Annotated in this window: 10 protein-coding genes and 1 pseudogene; 7 read left to right on the forward strand and 4 right to left on the reverse strand. The window is 33.3% G+C overall.

What is annotated here, in order from left to right:
• Positions 1–30: 30 nt before the first annotated feature.
• The gene (locus BUA98_RS16380; RefSeq protein WP_072974318.1) at positions 31–1,278 is read right to left on the reverse strand and encodes a glycoside hydrolase family 117 protein; all 1,248 of its coding nucleotides are present in this window, start codon (positions 1,276–1,278) and stop codon (positions 31–33) included.
• A gap of 18 nt (positions 1,279–1,296) precedes the next feature.
• Entirely contained in the window at positions 1,297–3,834 is a 2,538-nt protein-coding gene (locus BUA98_RS16385; RefSeq protein WP_244279219.1) for a glycoside hydrolase family 2 TIM barrel-domain containing protein, read from the reverse strand.
• Between the two features lie 499 nt (positions 3,835–4,333).
• On the opposite strand from BUA98_RS16385, the gene BUA98_RS16390 reads away from it, so the two are divergent.
• The 4 genes from BUA98_RS16390 (at position 4,334) to BUA98_RS16405 (ending at position 12,849) form a co-directional block, all read left to right on the forward strand.
• Entirely contained in the window at positions 4,334–6,022 is a 1,689-nt protein-coding gene (locus BUA98_RS16390; RefSeq protein ID WP_086065406.1) for a tetratricopeptide repeat protein, read from the forward strand.
• 378 nt (positions 6,023–6,400) lie between these two features.
• Entirely contained in the window at positions 6,401–9,490 is a 3,090-nt protein-coding gene (locus tag BUA98_RS16395; protein ID WP_072974320.1) for a SusC/RagA family TonB-linked outer membrane protein, read from the forward strand.
• Between the two features lie 20 nt (positions 9,491–9,510).
• Entirely contained in the window at positions 9,511–11,247 is a 1,737-nt protein-coding gene (locus tag BUA98_RS16400; protein WP_072974322.1) for a RagB/SusD family nutrient uptake outer membrane protein, read from the forward strand.
• Positions 11,248–11,265: 18 nt separating this feature from the next.
• Entirely contained in the window at positions 11,266–12,849 is a 1,584-nt protein-coding gene (locus BUA98_RS16405; RefSeq protein WP_072974324.1) for a hypothetical protein, read from the forward strand.
• Positions 12,850–12,914: 65 nt separating this feature from the next.
• Here the strand turns inward: BUA98_RS16405 and BUA98_RS16410 are convergent.
• Both BUA98_RS16410 and BUA98_RS16415 read right to left on the reverse strand, forming a co-directional pair.
• Positions 12,915–13,399 (reverse strand): annotated as a pseudogene (locus BUA98_RS16410) (IS982 family transposase); the annotation flags it as partial.
• 225 nt (positions 13,400–13,624) lie between these two features.
• On the reverse strand, positions 13,625–14,056 hold the full coding sequence (locus BUA98_RS16415; RefSeq protein ID WP_072974326.1) for a hypothetical protein: 432 nt from the start codon (positions 14,054–14,056) through the stop codon (positions 13,625–13,627).
• Positions 14,057–15,220: 1,164 nt separating this feature from the next.
• Between BUA98_RS16415 and BUA98_RS16420 the strand changes: the two genes are divergently transcribed.
• From BUA98_RS16420 to BUA98_RS16430, 3 genes are all read left to right on the forward strand, one after another.
• Positions 15,221–15,433: a hypothetical protein gene (locus BUA98_RS16420; protein ID WP_072974328.1), complete on the forward strand. Its 213-nt coding sequence runs from the start codon at positions 15,221–15,223 to the stop codon at positions 15,431–15,433.
• Positions 15,421–16,476, forward strand: coding sequence for a phosphotransferase enzyme family protein (locus tag BUA98_RS16425; protein ID WP_072974330.1), 1,056 nt, complete (start codon positions 15,421–15,423; stop codon positions 16,474–16,476). Before BUA98_RS16420 ends, BUA98_RS16425 begins: the two co-directional genes overlap by 13 nt.
• Positions 16,477–16,565: 89 nt before the next feature.
• Positions 16,566–18,431 (forward strand): glycoside hydrolase family 35 protein, encoded by a 1,866-nt coding sequence (locus BUA98_RS16430; protein ID WP_072974974.1) that lies wholly within the window; start codon positions 16,566–16,568, stop codon positions 18,429–18,431.
• Positions 18,432–18,523 lie beyond the last annotated feature (92 nt).

Consider the following 18,523-nt stretch of genomic DNA (forward strand, 5'->3'; position numbering starts at 1 on the left):
TGTTTAATTTTTGAGTTAGTTAGTTTTTTTTTATTTATGCATGTTTTCAGCTGCTGCTTTCTTACCGTCAACAGTTTTTTCTCCAGGAGCAACATGTGTTGTTTTTCTTTCAGAAGAAAATCTCATGATACTTTGGTAATCCCAATTGTTGTATTTATGAGTTAATCCCCATCTAAGAATTTCAGTTGGTTCTTTTTCATTGTCTGCCGAACGATTTAAACCGATAGCATGAGGAGCATCTTTGATAGAAGCGACAATCTCAAAATTCACACCATCAGGCGACCATTGGATAGTGTTTTTTTCTGGCCCATCAGTTGTAATTAGTGAAGCAATCCCTCCATTGTAAGGCCACACGCAAATTTCGTGACCACTATTACTGATTGGGTTATAAGGCGATTTTACATAAGGTCCAAGAGGATTATCAGCTATAGCCACACCGTGTCTAATTTGTCTTCCGCCAAATGTCATTTCTTCACCCATTTGTTCACCTTTGTAATACAAATAGAATTTCCCTTTATAAGGCAAAATACATGGATCGTGGGTTTTGTGACTATCAAAATCCCCTTTTTTCTCAACTAAAAAACGATTGTCTTCCGTACCTTTCCAAACTCCGTTTTGAGCAGGTGCTATAACTGGAGCATCTAATTTTGTCCAAGGACCATCAGGAGAATTTGACCAAGCCATTCCTACTTTTTCCTGCACACGAACGTTGTAAATTCCTTCAACAGTTTGGTAACACAAATAGTATTTGTCCTCCCATTTCATTATCTCCACTGTAAAGACAGAACGATCATCATAAGATCCTTTTTTTCCTCTACCAATTGCCATTCCTTCTTCTTTCCATGTCCAACCGTCTTGAGAAGTAGCATACCAAATATCACAACGATCCCAAGGAAATACTTTGGTTTTTTCCATATCTCCCCCAAAACCGTCTGTTTTGCCTGTGCTTTTAGAATACCATACATAATACTTACCATTTTCTTTGATAATACCACTTGGATCTCTACGAACAACACCTTCCTCATAGGCCAAATCACCTTTTAAGGGTTGCGGTTCTCCAAATTCTATAAACCACTCGTTACCAACATCTGGCCAATTCAACGCTCTTTTTGTAGCGGCACTTAAATGGTTCACATCTTTGATTCCCAACTTATCCTGCAATTTTTCTGCTTTGGCTTTCAAAGCTTTTTCCTCTTGTTTACTTTGTGCATAAGAAGAAAGAGCTGTACCTAAAGAGAAAACTCCTATAATTGCCACGGTTAACATATTTGATTTCATAAGGTTACTTTTATAAGGTTATTTTTGAACTATTTTAATTTCGTTACTTTTTAAATTTGGAGTGCTTGCAAGAATGGTACTGTTACCAGCAGCATCTTTCTTAGATTGGACAATAAACAAACATCTACCTTGAGAAAGTTTTATAGAGTTGGACTGAAAATCTTGAACGTTATCGACTGCTCCATTATCTATTCCTAATATTTTTAGATCTCCACTCACATTAAAAGTGATTTCGGGATTAAATGTTTTTATAGGATTGTTGTTTTTATCTACAATTTGAGCTACAATATGAGCAACTTCATAACCATCAGCAGTTAATATCGTTTTATCAGTAGTTAATTGTATATGTGCTGGGCTATCAGGAGTTTTTAAAATAGAAATAGAATTTTCTCCCGATTTATTTTTACCTACTGCTTTTAATTCACCTGCTTGATAAGGAACATTCCATTTGTAAATATGATCATCAAAATCTGTTAACTTTTTCTTACCCAAAGAAATATCATTCAAAAACAATTCTACTTCATCACAATTAGAATATATTTCGACAATCGTTTTTTCATTTGCTGGGTATTCCCAATGTTCATTTACATTTTGCCAAACCCATAACGCATTTTTCCAACTACCTTCTTTTTTTTCTATAGGTTGTCCAGACTTTTCATCTATTTTATAAATTGATTTGGCAACCGTTTGAGTAGCGATGTATAACTCCGGAGTATCATTCCATAGAGATTTCATCATGTGGTAAGAAGGTTTCTCGAAACCAGCAAAATCAAGAATACCACTATCAGTCCCTTTATTTGGCCATTTTTTATTAGATTCACCTAAATAATCAATACCTGTCCATAAGAAAGTTCCCGAAATAAATGGACGCTCCATAATGGCTTTCCATTCATGCCATTGGACTAAGTTTTCAGTACCCATAATGATTTTATTTGGGTAGTTTTTATGACCATAATCATACATTACACGACGGTAACTATAACCTAAGATATCTACAGCATCTCCATAACCAGTAATATGACTAATGGAAGGCAAGATAGAATTAGCAACAACATAACGTGTCGTATCCATTTCTCTAGTCCATTTTGCTAATTTCTGTGCCGTTTCTGCCAATGTATATTTTTCCTTCTCACTCGACTCATATCTTTTTTTAATTTCCTCAGGGCCAACGGGAGGTATGGACCAAAAATAGTTTCCATCCCAATTTAAATTAAAGAATCCTGTCGCATCTACATCACGCTGATACGTCCATTCTATCTCATTTCCAATACTCCACTGAAAAATAGAAGCATGGTTACGATCGCGTAACATGGTTGCTTTTAAATCTCGCTCTGCCCACTCCTGAAAATGTTCGCCATATCCTCTAGTGATATAATCAACTGATTTTTCTTTGGTATTTAATCGTTTATCTTTTGGATTGTCCCATTCGTCAAAAAACTCATCTTGAACTAAGAATCCCATTTGATCACATAAATCCAAAAACTCTTCTGAGCCTGGATTGTGAGAAATACGAATAGCATTTACTCCTGCTTCTTTTAGTTTTACAAAGCGTCTTTTCCAGACATCAATAGGAACAGCGGTTCCAACTAACCCTCCGTCATGATGCAAACAAACTCCTTTGATCTTCATGTTTTCTCCATTTAGATAAAAACCTGTATTAACATCAAATTTTATCGTACGAACTCCAAAAGTCGTTCTAGTTTCGTCTATAACCTTTCCATCTTTTACAATGGTTATATTGGCTATATATAAATAAGGATTACTTATCCCCCAAAACTTGGGATTATCAATTTTAGTTTTAAGTTGTACCTCGCCCGCTTTATTCGCTATAAGAGTCATTGGAATTTCAGATGTTGCAACTTTCTTGTTATTAGAATCTACTATTTCTGTTCTCACAACAAATGTTTGATCACTACCATAATCATTAGCTACTTTGACTTGTACAACTACCTCACTGCTCTCAGAATTTATGACTGGTGTGGTGATGTAAGTTCCCCAAATAGGAACATGTAACTTGTTTTTTGTAATTAACTTTACATTTCTATAAATACCCGAACCAGTATACCAGCGACTATCAGCATACCTAGAATGATCAACTTTTACCTTTATTACATTAGAATCCGATTTTAAACTCGGTGTTATGTCGTAATAAAAAGGAGAATATCCATAAGGATGTTCGCCAAGCTTAGTTTCGTTTAACCAAACTTCGCTATTATTGTAAACACCATCAAAAAGGATATACGTTTTAGTATCATCTTGCTTCTTTATAACAAAATCTTTTTTATACCAGCCAATCCCTCCTAATAAATATCCTGTTGCTCCTTCTCCTTTAATGGAATCAAAAGAAAAACCTGCACTCCAATCATGCGGTAATCTAACATCACTCCATTTATTATTATCTGAATCTTCTAATTTAAAATTCCAATCAAAATTAAAATCGGCAATATTCTTATTTTCTTTCTGAACTGAACAGCTGTAAAAGGCAAAACTTAAAATTCCTGCATAAATAACAGGTCTCTTTATTTGGTTTTGAATTTTTTCTTTTATTTTTTTCACGTGTTAATGATTTATTATGAAATGGGTCTGGTTAATAAATAAAATGTGGTATTTCCATAATCTTTATACCTATATATTCTATATTATAAATCTTTAAAAATGAACAAATCGTTTTTTAAACAAAATAGAAACTGATTTTATCTTCAAATAAAAATTCTTTCTAATTATAAAAAAAAGATGCTTATCGTAGCTTTTGCAATTGCTCAACAAATACCCCTATTGATTTAAAATTATTACAATGCTATTTTTAAAATATCTATTTAATAGATAATGCATAAAAAGTACATTTTTTTTACACATTTATTGATTAAGCAAATATGAGGATTCTAGCTCTTAAATTGAGTTTGAACAACTAGACATAAACTGAACAAGCCTATACATCTGGAAAAACGCACTTAAAATAAACTAGACATTTTTTATATTGCGCTACTAATTATGCTCCCGTACAGAAATACCCCATTTTTGCAAGAAACCAAACACAACATTAAATTCTTTTTTTATGACACTAAAAGATTTTCACAAAACCAGCATTGTAAATAATGTACTTTTTACCATTTTTTTATTAGATCTGAAAAATAAAATTGCCAAAACAATAATTTTGAGTATTGTATTTTTTATTAGCCCTCTAATACATTCACAAAAAGCCCCTAAAAACAATGAATATTTAAAAAAAGCTGAACAGCTAAAAAATACAGATACTGACAGCGCAGTTTATTATTACACCAAAAGCCTCGATTTATATACTACAAAGAAGGATACCTTTAATATTATACATACACTAACTAAACTTGCTGATCTACATACCCATACCCTAGATTACGGTAAAGCGTATGATGGTTACTGGACAGCTCTTCTGTTAGCTGATCAATCAAAGGATGAATTTTCTAAGTCAACACTCTATCAAGCTTTAGGATGGCTTTATAGTTACTATCAAAGAGACAAGGAAGCTTTAAAATATTTTAATCTCTCACTCTCGCTAAAGAAAAAATTAGTTTCAGAAAAGAAAATTGATTTTGATTATGTCCGAAGTGATTATTTTTCTTTAGTGAATTTTTATCGTGTAAATGGCAACTACAAAACAGCTAAAAAATACCTTGATAGCTGTAATATCAAAAGCTCTAATAACCCCAAAAAAAGTCATAATTTTTACATAATGGCTGAGGCTGGATATTTGGCTGCAACTGATAAAAAATTTACTTATGCACTCAACAACCTTTACCTGTCCAAAAATTATTTTGAACAAAATGACCCATCCTACCTTATTATAATTTATTCGCTTTTAGGTAACACATATAAACTAAAAGGAGAATACGCAAAAAGCGAAGAATATTTTGAAAAATCAATAAGCCTGTCAGATAAGTTTCATAGCCATATGAATTATAAATTAATGAATCATGACACTTTGGCTAAAATTTACGCATCAACAAATGATTATAAAAATGCATATAAACACTCGTCGAAGTCAACTGAATTAAACAACAGAATATTTGGTAGAAGAAGTAAGAATAATGAACATTTATTCGAAATAAATGACAAATACCGACTGCAGAAAGAAAAAGAAGAAAAACAGCTAAGAGAGCAACGCTTGATACAACTGGAAAATGACGAGAAAATTAATTTTTTAAAGTTAATCTTATTATCAGTAGTTATTATTTCGTTAATTATTTATGGATACTTATTATTACGCAACATCAGGCGAAAACACTTATTAGAGAAAAAATCACTCGCAGAAAAGCAAGAAATAGAATTAAAGAAAAACGATGAAATAATTGAATTGAAAAACAAAGAACTTACTTCATCAACGTTACAATTAATTGAAAAGGAAGAATTTATAGATAACTTGAAACAAAACTTAAGTTCAAACAGAGATAAATTAGATCCTCAAGCAATTAATAATATCCTTAAAACCATTCAAAGTTCATCAGCTGGCAACTGGAAAGAATTTGAAGCCAGATTTACTGCTGTCAATCAAAGCTTTTACACAAACTTAAAGGAAAAATATCCTGAATTGGGACAAACCGATTTAAAAATTTGTGCTCTAGTAAAATTGAACCTTTCAAGTAAGGATATGGCATCATTGCTAGGGATATCATTCGAGAGTGTACACACCTCGAGATATCGGTTAAGAAAGAAATTTAATCTTACTCGAAATGAAAACTTAAATGACTTTATCGCATCCTTAGAGTAAAATCAACTCATGGCCACTTGTTCAATTTTAATTCATTTAAAAAAGAGATCTTTTTAATAACAACAAAAATAATAAATAACACTAATTATTTAATTGAGAGCTCATTTTTAATACCCTCAGCAAAATCTTAATTAAAAGTTAATTTTGTCAAGTAAAAGTCGTGTCAAGTTGTGTTAGTTCATTTAAAAATCATTGATAATTAGTGAAACATTGTCACTTTGTACAGTTTAAATCTAGTTTGAAAAAAATTAATGTGAATATCATTTCAGTAATTTAGCCAATGATAAAATACGAAATCAATAAAAAATCTAGATTAAAATTTCATTATCAAAAAAAATTAAAACTAACCATTCAATTAAATTTAATTAACTATTATTTATGAAAAAAGATTATTTATTCTGGAAAGAAACATTCCCTGTAATGTTTATTCTATTTTTTCTTTGTTCGCTCGGTGTTAGTGCACAAAGTAAACTTACCGGAAAAGTTATTGATGAGACAGGCTTACCAGTACCTGGAGCTACTATTAAAGTTGAAGGCTCTCCTATTAATACTGCAACTGATCTTGACGGTAGCTATAATATTGATGCAAAAGAAAATCAGACTTTAATTGTATCTTTTATAGGTTATAAAACTATAAAGAAAATAGTTGGACCATCAAAGGAACTGAATATTACAATACAGCCAGACACGCAGCTACTAAACGAAGTAGTAGTTGTAGGATATGGAACTCAAAAGAAAATTGAGGTTACCGGAGCTGTGTCTACAATAAAATCGGACGTGATTGACAAGTCTCCTGTTGCAGATGTTGGTGCCGCATTACAAGGACAAGTAGCGGGTGTTAATGTACAAGCTGCTAGTGGACGCCCAGGAGAAGCGTCCAACATCCAAATTAGAGGAGTTGGATCCTTATCTGGATCAACAGAACCTTTGTATGTTGTTGACGGAATACCATACCAAAGTAATCCTAATATATCTCCAGATCAAATTGAATCGCTTGACATTTTAAAAGATGGAGCAGCAGCTTCAGTTTATGGTACAAGAGCATCTAATGGGGTAATTTTAATTACAACTAAAAGAGGGAAAAGAGGGAAAATATCAATCGATTTCAATACCTATGCTGGAATTCAAAATATAACTTCTGGAACACCCTTAATGAATACACAGCAGCAGTTATTTGCTGATTATACTGCAAGAGCCATGCTTTCAAGCAACCTGCCAACTTACTTTATCAGAACTCCCGATTTGCTGAATTATGATAGTGACTATGTTGGAGATGTACAAAACAATAATGCACTAATACGTAATTATGGTCTAGGAATCTCAGGGGGAGCAGAAAATCTTTCATTGAACTTTAACACCAACTACTACGACCAAGATGGTATATTAATTAACTCAGGGTTTAGCAGATTAAGTAACCGTTTAAATGCACAATTTACAAAAGGAAAATTTAAAGCTTTTGCAAGTTTAGGAATTAATCGAGAAAAAACAACCCAAGAGCCATGGGCCTTATACGAATATGCAATACAACAAAAGCCTTGGCAAGTACCATTAAGCGGAGTAAAACAAGAGGGATCAAATGTATCTTATCCTGTGGACAATGAAATTTTGTTTGGTTTCTTACAGAAAGAATTACAAAATGTTGATGAAAGAAAAGTCAACTCTAACAACATCTCGTTGAATCTTGAATACGAAATTTTTAAAGGATTAAAATATAAAGTTAACCTGGGGACAAACAGCTATGACTACAAAAGAACATTTTTTCGCCCACAAGTTTTAGTATACAATTTAACGGGGGAATTTAGTGCTACCGCATCCCGTGAAGAAGCTTTGTTAAACGAAGATTACATAAGCTCTCAAAGAAATACTATTGAAAATATAGTTGACTACAAAAGAAGTTTTGGTAATCATAATTTAAATGCAACACTGGTTTCTTCTTTTGAAGAATTCAACTCTAAACAGATAGGAGTGGGAGTGATTGGACTACTGAGTAATGAAACTCCAGTTTTGGGAGCAGGTAAAAGCGCTACAAAAAACACAAGTTATGATTATAATAACACTCTAAGTGGTTTAATGGGCAGAATACAATATAACTATGCAAATCGCTACCTTATCTCAGCAAGTATCCGTAAGGATGGTTCCTCTAACTTTGGTCCAGACAATCGTTATGGCTATTTCCCTGGAGTCTCTGCTGGATGGAATATATCTGAGGAAAATTTCTTTAAAAATAGTTCAATTAAAAATGTTGTGGACAATTGGAAATTTAGAGCAAGTTATGCGCAACTAGGCAATCAAAGTATCCCCCCTTATACTTATTCTGGTCAAATAGAATCAGGTGCAAATTATTTATTTGGCAGTGCCGAAAATCTTGCAAGCGGTGCTATCCAAAGGAGATATGCTAATCCTGATGTAAAGTGGGAAACTAGCATCTCCAGCAATATCGGAATGGATGTAGCGATGTTCAAAAACAAATTGAGTTTCACCCTTGATCTATATAAAAATGATAAGAATGATATGCTATTACCACAACAAACTCCAGCATCTAGCGGAACGTATGTTCCAAGTGCCGTCGATATTTATAGTCCGATCATTGTTAATGCAGGAAATATGACCAATAAAGGTATAGAAGTTTCGTTAAATTATAAAAATAAACTTTCAAATAGCCTTACATATTCTATTTCTGGAAACTTTTCTAAAAACGTAAATGAGATTACAAATTTAGACGGAATTGAAAGAGGATATGGGAATGGACGTCCTACCAATTCACTCGGTAATACAGTGGAATATACTACATTTTTTGCAGTAGGACATGAAGCTGGAGCATTTTTCCTACTTCAAAATGCAGGCGTGATCAAATCTCAAGATGTATTGGATGAATACAAAAAAATACAGCCAAGTGCTAAGTTAGGCGACATCAGATATATCGATCAAGATGGCGATGGCGTAATCAATGATAACGATCGTGTATATGCGGGTTCAGGCCAAGCTGACTTTAATGCTGGTTTAAATTTAGATTTAGCTTATAAAGGTTTTGATTTTAGTGTTCAAACTTATTTTTCATATGGTGCAAAAATATATAATGGATCAAGATATTTTGCTTATGCAGTAGGTAGACATATAGATGAATATTCTATGTGGTCACCTGAAAATCCAACTTCTGATATTCCTTCATTTAGAGAAAGCGCTACACATAGTAATGTCAGAGCAAGTTCTGATTTCTTTTTAGAAGATGGTACTTACTTTAGAATAAGAAATTTAACATTCGGTTATTCATTACCTGAAAGCTTAATGCAAAAGAATGGAATTGGACAGATCAGGTTATACCTTACAGGAATGAATCCATTTACTTTTACAAAATACACTGGTTATGACCCTGAAGTTGGCGGAAATGGTATCAGTACAAGAGGTGTTGACAGCGGAAACTACCCAGTATCAAGAAGATTTGTACTTGGACTTCAAGTTAAATTTTAACAATTTAAAACTAAAATAAAATGAGATATAAAAAATTTAATAAAAAAGCAAGAGCTCTAGCTATAGCGGTTTGCTCTGTTTTACTTATTACAAGTTGTGATCAAAATGATTTCTTGACAGAGGTCAATCCAAATACTATTACTAACGAAACATTTTGGAAAAGTAAGCAAGATTTTCAAACAGGATTGAATACTGTATACGCAGCCATGCAATATCAATCTATCAGTGGTGGTGGCTTGGTTTTTGAGGAAGTAATGTCTGATATTGCAGGAAGCGAATCATGGTATGACCCGATTGCATTTAGAAATTTCACATTTACAGATGCTGATCAGAATGTAACAAATAAATGGGCTAACCTGTACACGGGAATCTTTAGAGCGAATCAGGTTATTAGTAAACTTCAAACGGCAGAACCCAGTATTTTTGCTGCCGGCGAAAAAGAAAGTATTGAAGCGCAAGCACGTACATTAAGAGCATTTTACTATTTTTTGGTAGCTAATACGTACGGAGGAGCCGTGATCCACACAAAGGTAGCTCAAACAAAAGAAGATCTTCAAGTTCCTTTTAGCTCAATAGCAGAGGTGAACAACCAAATTATAATTCCAGACTTGCAATTTGCAAAAGCAAATTTACCGCAAAAGTGGTCAGGTGAAAACGTAGGGAGAGTTACTACTGGTACTGCCACTGCATTACTTGGAAAAGTATATTTATTTGATAAGCAATGGGCAGCAGCAGCAGCTGAATTTAAAAACGTTATTGATTCTGGTGTGTACAGCTTGACCGCTAATATTATGGATAATTTTGATACTGAGCACGAGTTTAATTCTGAATCAATTCTTGAAGTAGCATATAGTGCAACAAAAAACCCAGGTGCTAACGGTGATAATGTTGACGATACCCCATATACCGCAGGTGCAGAAGCGAGTAATTTAGCGAGAGCCTATGGTCAATTAAATTATGGAGGTTACAATACCCTCCTTCCATCGTATTTCATACATGAACTATATTTAAATGACGAGGTAGATCCTACTAACTCAATTAATACAACAAACATTCATTCAAAACGTCTTACGGCCTCTATTGCTCCAGCTAATTTTGAAGGGCAGTATTATTTATTGGATAATGGAGTTGCTAAGGGCTGGGGTTACGGTCAGAGTGCTTACATTAAGAAGTATTCAAATTGGTACAATGTCAAAAGTGAGGACGGTAATTCTAGAAGTGGAATTAACTGTAGACAAATCAGATTAGCGGATGTGTACTTAATGTACGCTGAAGCTGTACTCAATGCGAGCGGAGATTTAAGTTCTGCAATATTTTATATTGATGAGGTTAGAGCGCGCGCTGGTGTAAAAACAATACAAGAATATCTTGACGCTAACGGAAATAAGTTTCCTCAATTGCATATAAGCAAAGAGGTTCATGGTACACAACCGTTGGTAGAGCCGACAAAAAAAACTCTTTTGACACATATTCAAAGAGTGGAGAGACCTCTTGAACTTGCTTTCGAAGGACATCGTTTCAAAGATTTAGTGCGATGGGGGATTGTACAACAAGTATTTAATGAACTAGTTGCAGATGAAAACTGGAGACTTGCAAACATTGATGTAGGCCCAACTGCTGTTCCAGTACAACCTTTATTGCTTAAGGAACGTATACGAGATGATTTTAGAAATGCAAGTACAAGCTACAATTCAGCTAAAAATGATTATTGGCCAATCCCGGCTGTTGAAAGACAATCAAATAATCAATTAAACTAATTTTAAAACAATTATTATATGAAAGCAAATTTTAAGATAATACTAGCGACGCTTGCTATTATAGTTGGATTAAACTCCTGTAGTGACATCTACGACACGCTACAACTAAATGAAGCCAACAGCAGAATTATAGTTTCCTCTCAAATGGATTATGGCAACAGAATACGTTTAGGAGGCGAAGAAACTTTTGCAGATGTTTCTTCTGGAGTTGAATCAAGACTTTGGACCTTTCCAGAAGGTGTGGTTGACATAGCTGGATCTGACAATGATGTAACTTCAACAGAACAAAATGTCAAGGCAACTTTTAATGTAGTGGGTAAGCATAATGTAACATTGAAACAGGTTTTTAAAGGTGATGCGTATACAACAGAAGGTACAAGTGCTTCTGGAAAAGAAAAAGATACTACAATTATAGTTACTGTTTTGGCACCTATGAAAGTTCAAGTAAAAGCAAATTATGTAAATCCGGACGGAACTGTTGGTGCAGAATTAAACATTGCCAATGGTGCTAAAAACCAGGTGCTTGCTGGGAGAACCATTCGCTACAGTTTAGTTACTGAAGGAGAACCACAAGATTTCAAATGGACAATGGAAGGTGGTGATCCTGCGAATTCTCAAGCGATTACAGGTGTATTAGACGTACGTTATAAGAAACTGGGGACTTATGGACTCAGCGTAGCAGTTAGCTCCGTAAGGCCATTTGGTGAGGCTATTGCCGCATTCACTGACGTTTTAACGGTTGTTCCATCTACGGACCCTGTAACTATGGATGCAGCTCAAATAATCGATGATAAAGGAACAATTGCTTTGAACTTTAGCAGAGAAATAAATGAAAGTACAGTTAAAATAAATGACTTTTCACTTTCTTTAACTACCTCAAAAGGTACATCAATTCCTTTATCGATAGCCAGTGCTGCGGTGGATATTACTGAGGGAAATATTGTCAATATAAAAACCTATGGATCAACACTTTACGACGATGACAAAATTTTAATATCATATACAAAAGGCTCATTAACTACTGCAGATGCAGTTGCAGTTAGTACATTTACTGAAGTACCCGTAGTATTTAAATCAGAAAATATTTTAGAGACAAAATCTAATTATGATTTTGGATTTGAAAAATCATCAAGTACAGACTGGGTAGATCTGGGTTGGGGAGGACAATGGTCTAATTATACTTCATCAATTACGACTGCTAAAGCACATTCAGGCACAAAAAGTATAAGTGTTCAAATGCAAGCAAAAGGAGGAATGATCTTAGGTTACAAAGCTTCTGGATCACTTGTTACTTTTCCATTGACTGCTGGTAAAACATACGCAATGGGTTCTTGGATCTATGTAACTGAATTGGGTGATAAACTTTCTACACCTGATTTGAGATTCTATATTAATCCAAACACTGATTGGGGTATTGGTCCAAATCCTGGATTCTCTGCTAATTTTGAGGTAGGAAAATGGGTTTATACCAGCGCATTAGTGAAAATTAACACAACAGCGAATTACAACTTTATGATTAGGGGAGACAATGGCGTAAATTCTGCAGCGATTAAGTTTTACTTAGATGACATCACTGTAAGTGAAGCAAAACTAAGACCTTAATCATATAAATTTATTTATTTTTTAAATAGCAAAGGCGATTCAACATAGTGAAATTGCCTTTGCTCTTATATATATAAACCGTTGGATGAAATTAAATTAATTGATTTTATATTATTAATCGGTCTGTTAAAGATAAATTTATTGATATATTGGATTAATGTTTGATCTGTTAATTTTGCTAAAATTCTAGTTTTAAATTCATTAAAAGTTTTGGTATAATTTCTACGGATTAAAAACTGGTCACATAATTGAGAAACAAAGTTTCAATTCTTTTTCGGGTCCTCCTGAAAATATATGGTTGTGGTTTGTCGTTCTTTTGATTCATTCTTTTTGGCGTTTGTAACTTGATATTTGCCGATTGAAATAAATCTAATTGCATGGTTTCGGACACGTAACCTCTCTTTCCAAGAATCACACAATCAGACATTTGTTGTTTTATGTTTTTTAGAAAATGAACATAGTGAACTTCTGCTTTTGTAATGTCCAATGAATGAAAAATTCCTGATAGAGAACAAACTCCCTGAAGTTTATATCCATAAAACCCAACGTTCACAGTCCTATTTATTTAAATCTTTAACTCAATATATGTTTGTTTATTCTCTATCTTTACATTGTAAAATTTTAATACGCTGAAAGTTAAGTGACCCTATAGGTGACCCTTTTTAAGTAATATAATTTAGCCCTTGTATTTGCTAGGATCGACATAAAATTAGCGGAACCTCTTTCTCTACATAAAGAAACTGTTTTTTTTATATGCGTAATTATTTTATAGTTGTCACATTCTAAATCCTCTTTTTTGAGAAGAAAGTTTTTGTTGAGGAAATACTGAAACCTGTGCAATGACTTCCTTTAATGTCGGAATCGAACCTATTGAAAGGTTTTTTAGTTCCGATTTTTTCAAAAGTTGTCCGTATCTGTCTTTACAAGTAATTTCCATTCTTTTTATATCAAAACCGTCGTTTTCTTGTCTTACCCAAAAATCACATACAATAGTCGGATTATCATCTCCTGACCATTGCAGATAAGTCGATAGTAAAAAGCTTCCGTCTCTATCAGATCTTTCTTTACCATTGTTACAGGCTTCCATATATTCGGTAATGCTTTCTTTCAACTTTCCCGGATAGGCTCCTGCTGTTTGAAAGTAACCATTAAAGCCTTTGTCTATGAGAATTTTTGCGAATGTGTCTAAATCAGGCAACTGTTTCATAATTTTAAATTTTAGTTTGTTATTTTAATATTCTAGTTTTCAATACGGTAAATTTTTAATATTGAAACCTTTCGAGTTCTTACATATATAAATACAATATTATTAAGCCTAAGCTTTCAATATTGCTGGAACAAATGATAAACTTTTTGTTTATTTACTAGATATCCTTAAACTTAAGGGACTTTGTTGGATGTGCTTTGTATAAGCCCCATTTAGGCTATTTGCAACTTTTTAATAAACTCGGGCAATCAAATACTTTCATTATTAAAACTCTGCGAGCTCGCTTAAAACTTGGAAATCTTCAAGTAAAAGGTTCGAATTTTGTACCAAGGAGTTCACTATAAAATTTAAAAAGCCTGAGAATCAATATTCTCAGGCTTTTTTTGTGGCCTGTAAATTCTTATGAGATATTACTACATACCTTAGTTTCTAAATAGGCTCTCTTTGGGAGTATTATTTTTATCATTTAAATACTTTCACGATATTAATTGAGATAACCTCCTTAATTCTCAAATTACTTAAACAATAAAATTCACTCTCAATAAGGATATCAAAAAACAAAAAAAATGAACTTCTTTTTCATTTGAATAAACACCTTTCACACTGTTAATATGTTTCTTTTTGAGTTTTTCATTTCGAGTTAGACCTTCTCACTTTAAAGAAAGTTTTTTCTTGTTATTTTAAAAAACTTATAAAACATTAAAAAAAATGAATAGTTGTCATTTGGCGTATTTAATGTGCTCGTGCACATAAATTCAATGTGTTCGAACACATTTTTTTAAATTTTCTTTTTTTATTTAAAAAAAATATATAGTTTAGTCATTGAATTACGAGCAACAAGCTCATATTTTTAATTAATAAACAATTAAAATAGTAATTATATATTATTTTTTAACTTTTTTATGAAAAGATCTAACTATTAAACAAGACCTTTTTTTACATATTTTTTCAACGCAGGAAACAAGCATAAAAAATGAGCCTTTATAAGGATTAATATTTGTTAAAAATTGGAGAAAATTATTATTAATTTGACTTACTCTTTGAAAAATTAATCTTCGGAACAAACAAAGAGTAAACTCTTTAATAACAAGATTTTACTTCAAAAAAACCATAAAATAAAATAGATTAATTGAGATTTACAGTAATAAAGCATAACCAAAGTAGATGAAGCCAAAATCAGCAGAATTAGCCGTTGTTATAGTAACACAACATGAAGCCATTAAAAAGTTACAGGCCAGAAAATCGAATATTGAGATTTTAAATAACCATTTCAAACAAACTGGGACTACCTATGTAACATATAAAGGTTTGACCAAAATAGAGAGAAAAAAAACACCTACTAACAGCATTCATCAAATGATAGTATGGAAGAATTAATTCAAACTGTTTTTCAGGATTTTTATCCGAACAAATCTATACTTGCTTACACTATCATCGATATTGGCCTGATTAATAGCACTTATAAAATTAAAACTGCCGATGCTGATTATATTTTGCAAAAGATAAACCAGACCGTGTTTCCAAACATAAAAGCTTTGCTCAACAATAAGATCAAAACTACGCGCTATCTAAATGCAAACGGTTTTTTTACTTTGACATTTATCGAAAACACAAAAGGGCAATTTTATTCCGAACAATACCAAGCCATTTGGCAGCTTTCTACCTACATTCCTTCTTTGGTACTGGACCGAATTCACTCGGATGCGGTTGCAAGTCAGGTGGGTGCCTATTTAGCAAAGTTTCATACGGCATTGCTTAATTTTCCTGTTTCGGAATTGGAATATACAATTCCGGACTTTCATAATACTATAAAAAGATTTCACGATTTTAGAGAAAGCATAAAAGTAGCTTCAGCAGAGAGACTATTAGAGGCAAAAGAATCAATAGCTTTTTTAGAATCTAATTTTAAAAACATACAGGATGTTGCTAATGATATAAATAGTGGAAAAATACCTCTGAGAGTAGTACACAATGACACTAAAATTGGCAATATGCTTTTTGATAAGGACAACAATATTCTTTGCATGATTGATTTTGACACCATAATGCCGGGAAGTATTTTTCATGATATAGGTGATGCCTTAAGAACAGGGACTAACACTGCTACAGAAGAAGAAAAAGATCTCTCAAAAGTATCTTTCGATATTGAAATTTATGAGGCCTTTATGAAAGCCTATGTTAATGTAGCTTCTTCTTTTATGTCTGAGAAAGAAGCCCAAAATATCCATCTAAGTTTACCCTTGATTCTTTTTGAGCAGGCCTGTCGCTTCTTAGGAGATTACTTAAATAATGATCGTTATTATGCAACAACATACGAGGATCAGAATCTGGTAAGAGCAAAGACTCAAATTAAACTTATGGACAGTGTACAGTCCTATCTCAAAACAAAAAAACAATTCAGTATAACTACAAGACATTGAAATTTACCAAAAGAAAATCTCTTTGATTCTAAGTAGAAAATAGTAAATAACCAATGGTTCATTGGTATCCATTAAAATTAAATAGTTACATGAAAAAAAATCTTTTTACCCTATTTCTATTTCTTTTGCTAGCAGTAAACGCAAAAGGGCAAACTAAACACACTTTTACTATTGCGGATGGTAATTTTGTTTTAGACGGAAAACCTATCCAGATCCATAGCGGAGAAATGCATTATGCACGTATTCCTAAGCCCTATTGGCGTCATCGTTTGCAAATGATGAAAGCAATGGGTCTAAACGCTGTGGCAACCTACGTTTTTTGGAATTATCATGAAACAGCACCGGGAGTTTGGGATTTTAAAACGGAAAATAAAGATATTGCAGAATATATAAAGATTGCTCAGGAAGAAGGCTTATATGTCATTTTACGTCCAGGACCTTATGTTTGTGCTGAATGGGAGTTTGGAGGATATCCGTGGTTTTTACGAAATATTCCGGGAATGGTTATCCGTGGTAATAACCCTCAATATTTAGCCGCAACAAAGTCTTATTTTACCGCACTTTATGGGCAGGTAAAAAATTTATTGGTTAGTAATGGAGGCCCGATAATTATGGTTCAGGGTGAAAATGAATTCGGTTCTTATGTAGCGCAACGCAAAGATATTCCGTTAGAAGAACATAAAAAGTACAGTGCAGCCGTTTTTCAACAACTGAAAGATGTAGGTTTTAATGTTCCTTTCTTTACTTCAGATGGTAGTTGGTTATTTGAAGGGGGTGCTCTTCCGGGAGCTTTACCAACAGCAAACGGTGAAGACGATGTTGCAAAACTAAAAGAAGTTGTCAATAAATACAACGACGGAAAAGGCCCCTATATGGTGGCTGAATTTTATCCGGGCTGGTTAGATCACTGGGCTGAAGAATTCCCGAAAGTTTCTAACGAAAGTGTCGTAAAACAAACTCAAAAATATCTTGATGCAGGAGTTTCTTTCAACTATTATATGGTACATGGAGGAACTAATTTCGGTTTTACCTCTGGGGCAAATTATGATGGAAATCACGATATTCAGCCAGATTTAACTACGTATGATTATGATGCTCCAATAAGCGAAGCAGGTTGGGGAACAGAAAAATATAATGCATTACGCGAGATTCTAAAAAATCCTAAAACACCAGCTGTCCCTGCAAAGATTTCGGTAATTTCTATTCCAAATATTAAGCTAACAAAAGCTGTTAGTCTTGAATATTTAAAGAGCAAAATAAAACCTGTTAATGCAGATTCTCCTTTAACTTTTGAGGATTTAAATCAAGGACATGGCTATGTTTGGTACAGCAAAAAATTCAAACAGCCTATTAGTGGGAAACTAGAATTAAAAGGACTACGTGATTATGCAATTGTATATGTGAATGGAGTAAAAGTAGCGGAACTGAATCGCTACTATAAAAAATACGATTGTACGATCGATGTTCCTTTTAATGCCACTTTGGATATTATTGTTGAAAACATGGGACGTATTAATTACGGAGCTGATATTATAAACAGTACAAAAGGAATTATTTCACCTGTAATTATCAACGGACAAACCATTACCGGAGACTGGAATATGTACCAACTCCCAATGGATGTAGTTCCTAATTTAACCGATGCTAAAAATAACGCAAAAGTTGGAGCACCAGCAGTATACCAGGGGACTTTTAACCTGAGTGCAGTTGGTGACACTTTCCTTGACATGCGCGATTGGGGCAAAGGAATCGTTTTTGTAAACGGAATCAACATCGGTCGTTATTGGAGTGTTGGACCTCAACAAACCTTATATCTTCCAGGATGCTGGTTGAAAAAAGGCACTAATGAAATTGTAATTTTTGAACAGAAAAATGACAAAGTACAAACTTCAGTAGGAACTTTAGAAACGCCGATATTAGAAAGTTTACAGCCTGAGAAAGGAGAACCCAAATAAAAAAGGTTGGTTTTCAGGAGAAAAATTAGGGCAATGAAAAAGTACAAACAAGCCTAAATAGCCATCTCTATTTACTGTCTGATTTTAAGAAA

The sequence above is a fragment of the Flavobacterium saccharophilum genome (genome assembly GCF_900142735.1).
Lineage (GTDB): Bacteria > Bacteroidota > Bacteroidia > Flavobacteriales > Flavobacteriaceae > Flavobacterium > Flavobacterium saccharophilum.

Bases quoted from the DNA above. Each gene is read 5' to 3' on its own strand.
- BUA98_RS16380 (WP_072974318.1), bottom strand. From the start codon at position 1,278: ATGAAATCAAATATGTTAACCGTGGCAATTATAGGAGTTTTCTCTTTA.
- BUA98_RS16390 (WP_086065406.1), top strand. From the start codon at position 4,334: ATGACACTAAAAGATTTTCACAAAACCAGCATTGTAAATAATGTACTT.
- BUA98_RS16395 (WP_072974320.1), top strand. From the start codon at position 6,401: ATGAAAAAAGATTATTTATTCTGGAAAGAAACATTCCCTGTAATGTTT.
- BUA98_RS16400 (WP_072974322.1), top strand. From the start codon at position 9,511: ATGAGATATAAAAAATTTAATAAAAAAGCAAGAGCTCTAGCTATAGCG.
- BUA98_RS16405 (WP_072974324.1), top strand. From the start codon at position 11,266: ATGAAAGCAAATTTTAAGATAATACTAGCGACGCTTGCTATTATAGTT.
- BUA98_RS16415 (WP_072974326.1), bottom strand. From the start codon at position 14,056: ATGAAACAGTTGCCTGATTTAGACACATTCGCAAAAATTCTCATAGAC.
- BUA98_RS16420 (WP_072974328.1), top strand. From the start codon at position 15,221: ATGAAGCCAAAATCAGCAGAATTAGCCGTTGTTATAGTAACACAACAT.
- BUA98_RS16425 (WP_072974330.1), top strand. From the start codon at position 15,421: ATGGAAGAATTAATTCAAACTGTTTTTCAGGATTTTTATCCGAACAAA.
- BUA98_RS16430 (WP_072974974.1), top strand. From the start codon at position 16,566: ATGAAAAAAAATCTTTTTACCCTATTTCTATTTCTTTTGCTAGCAGTA.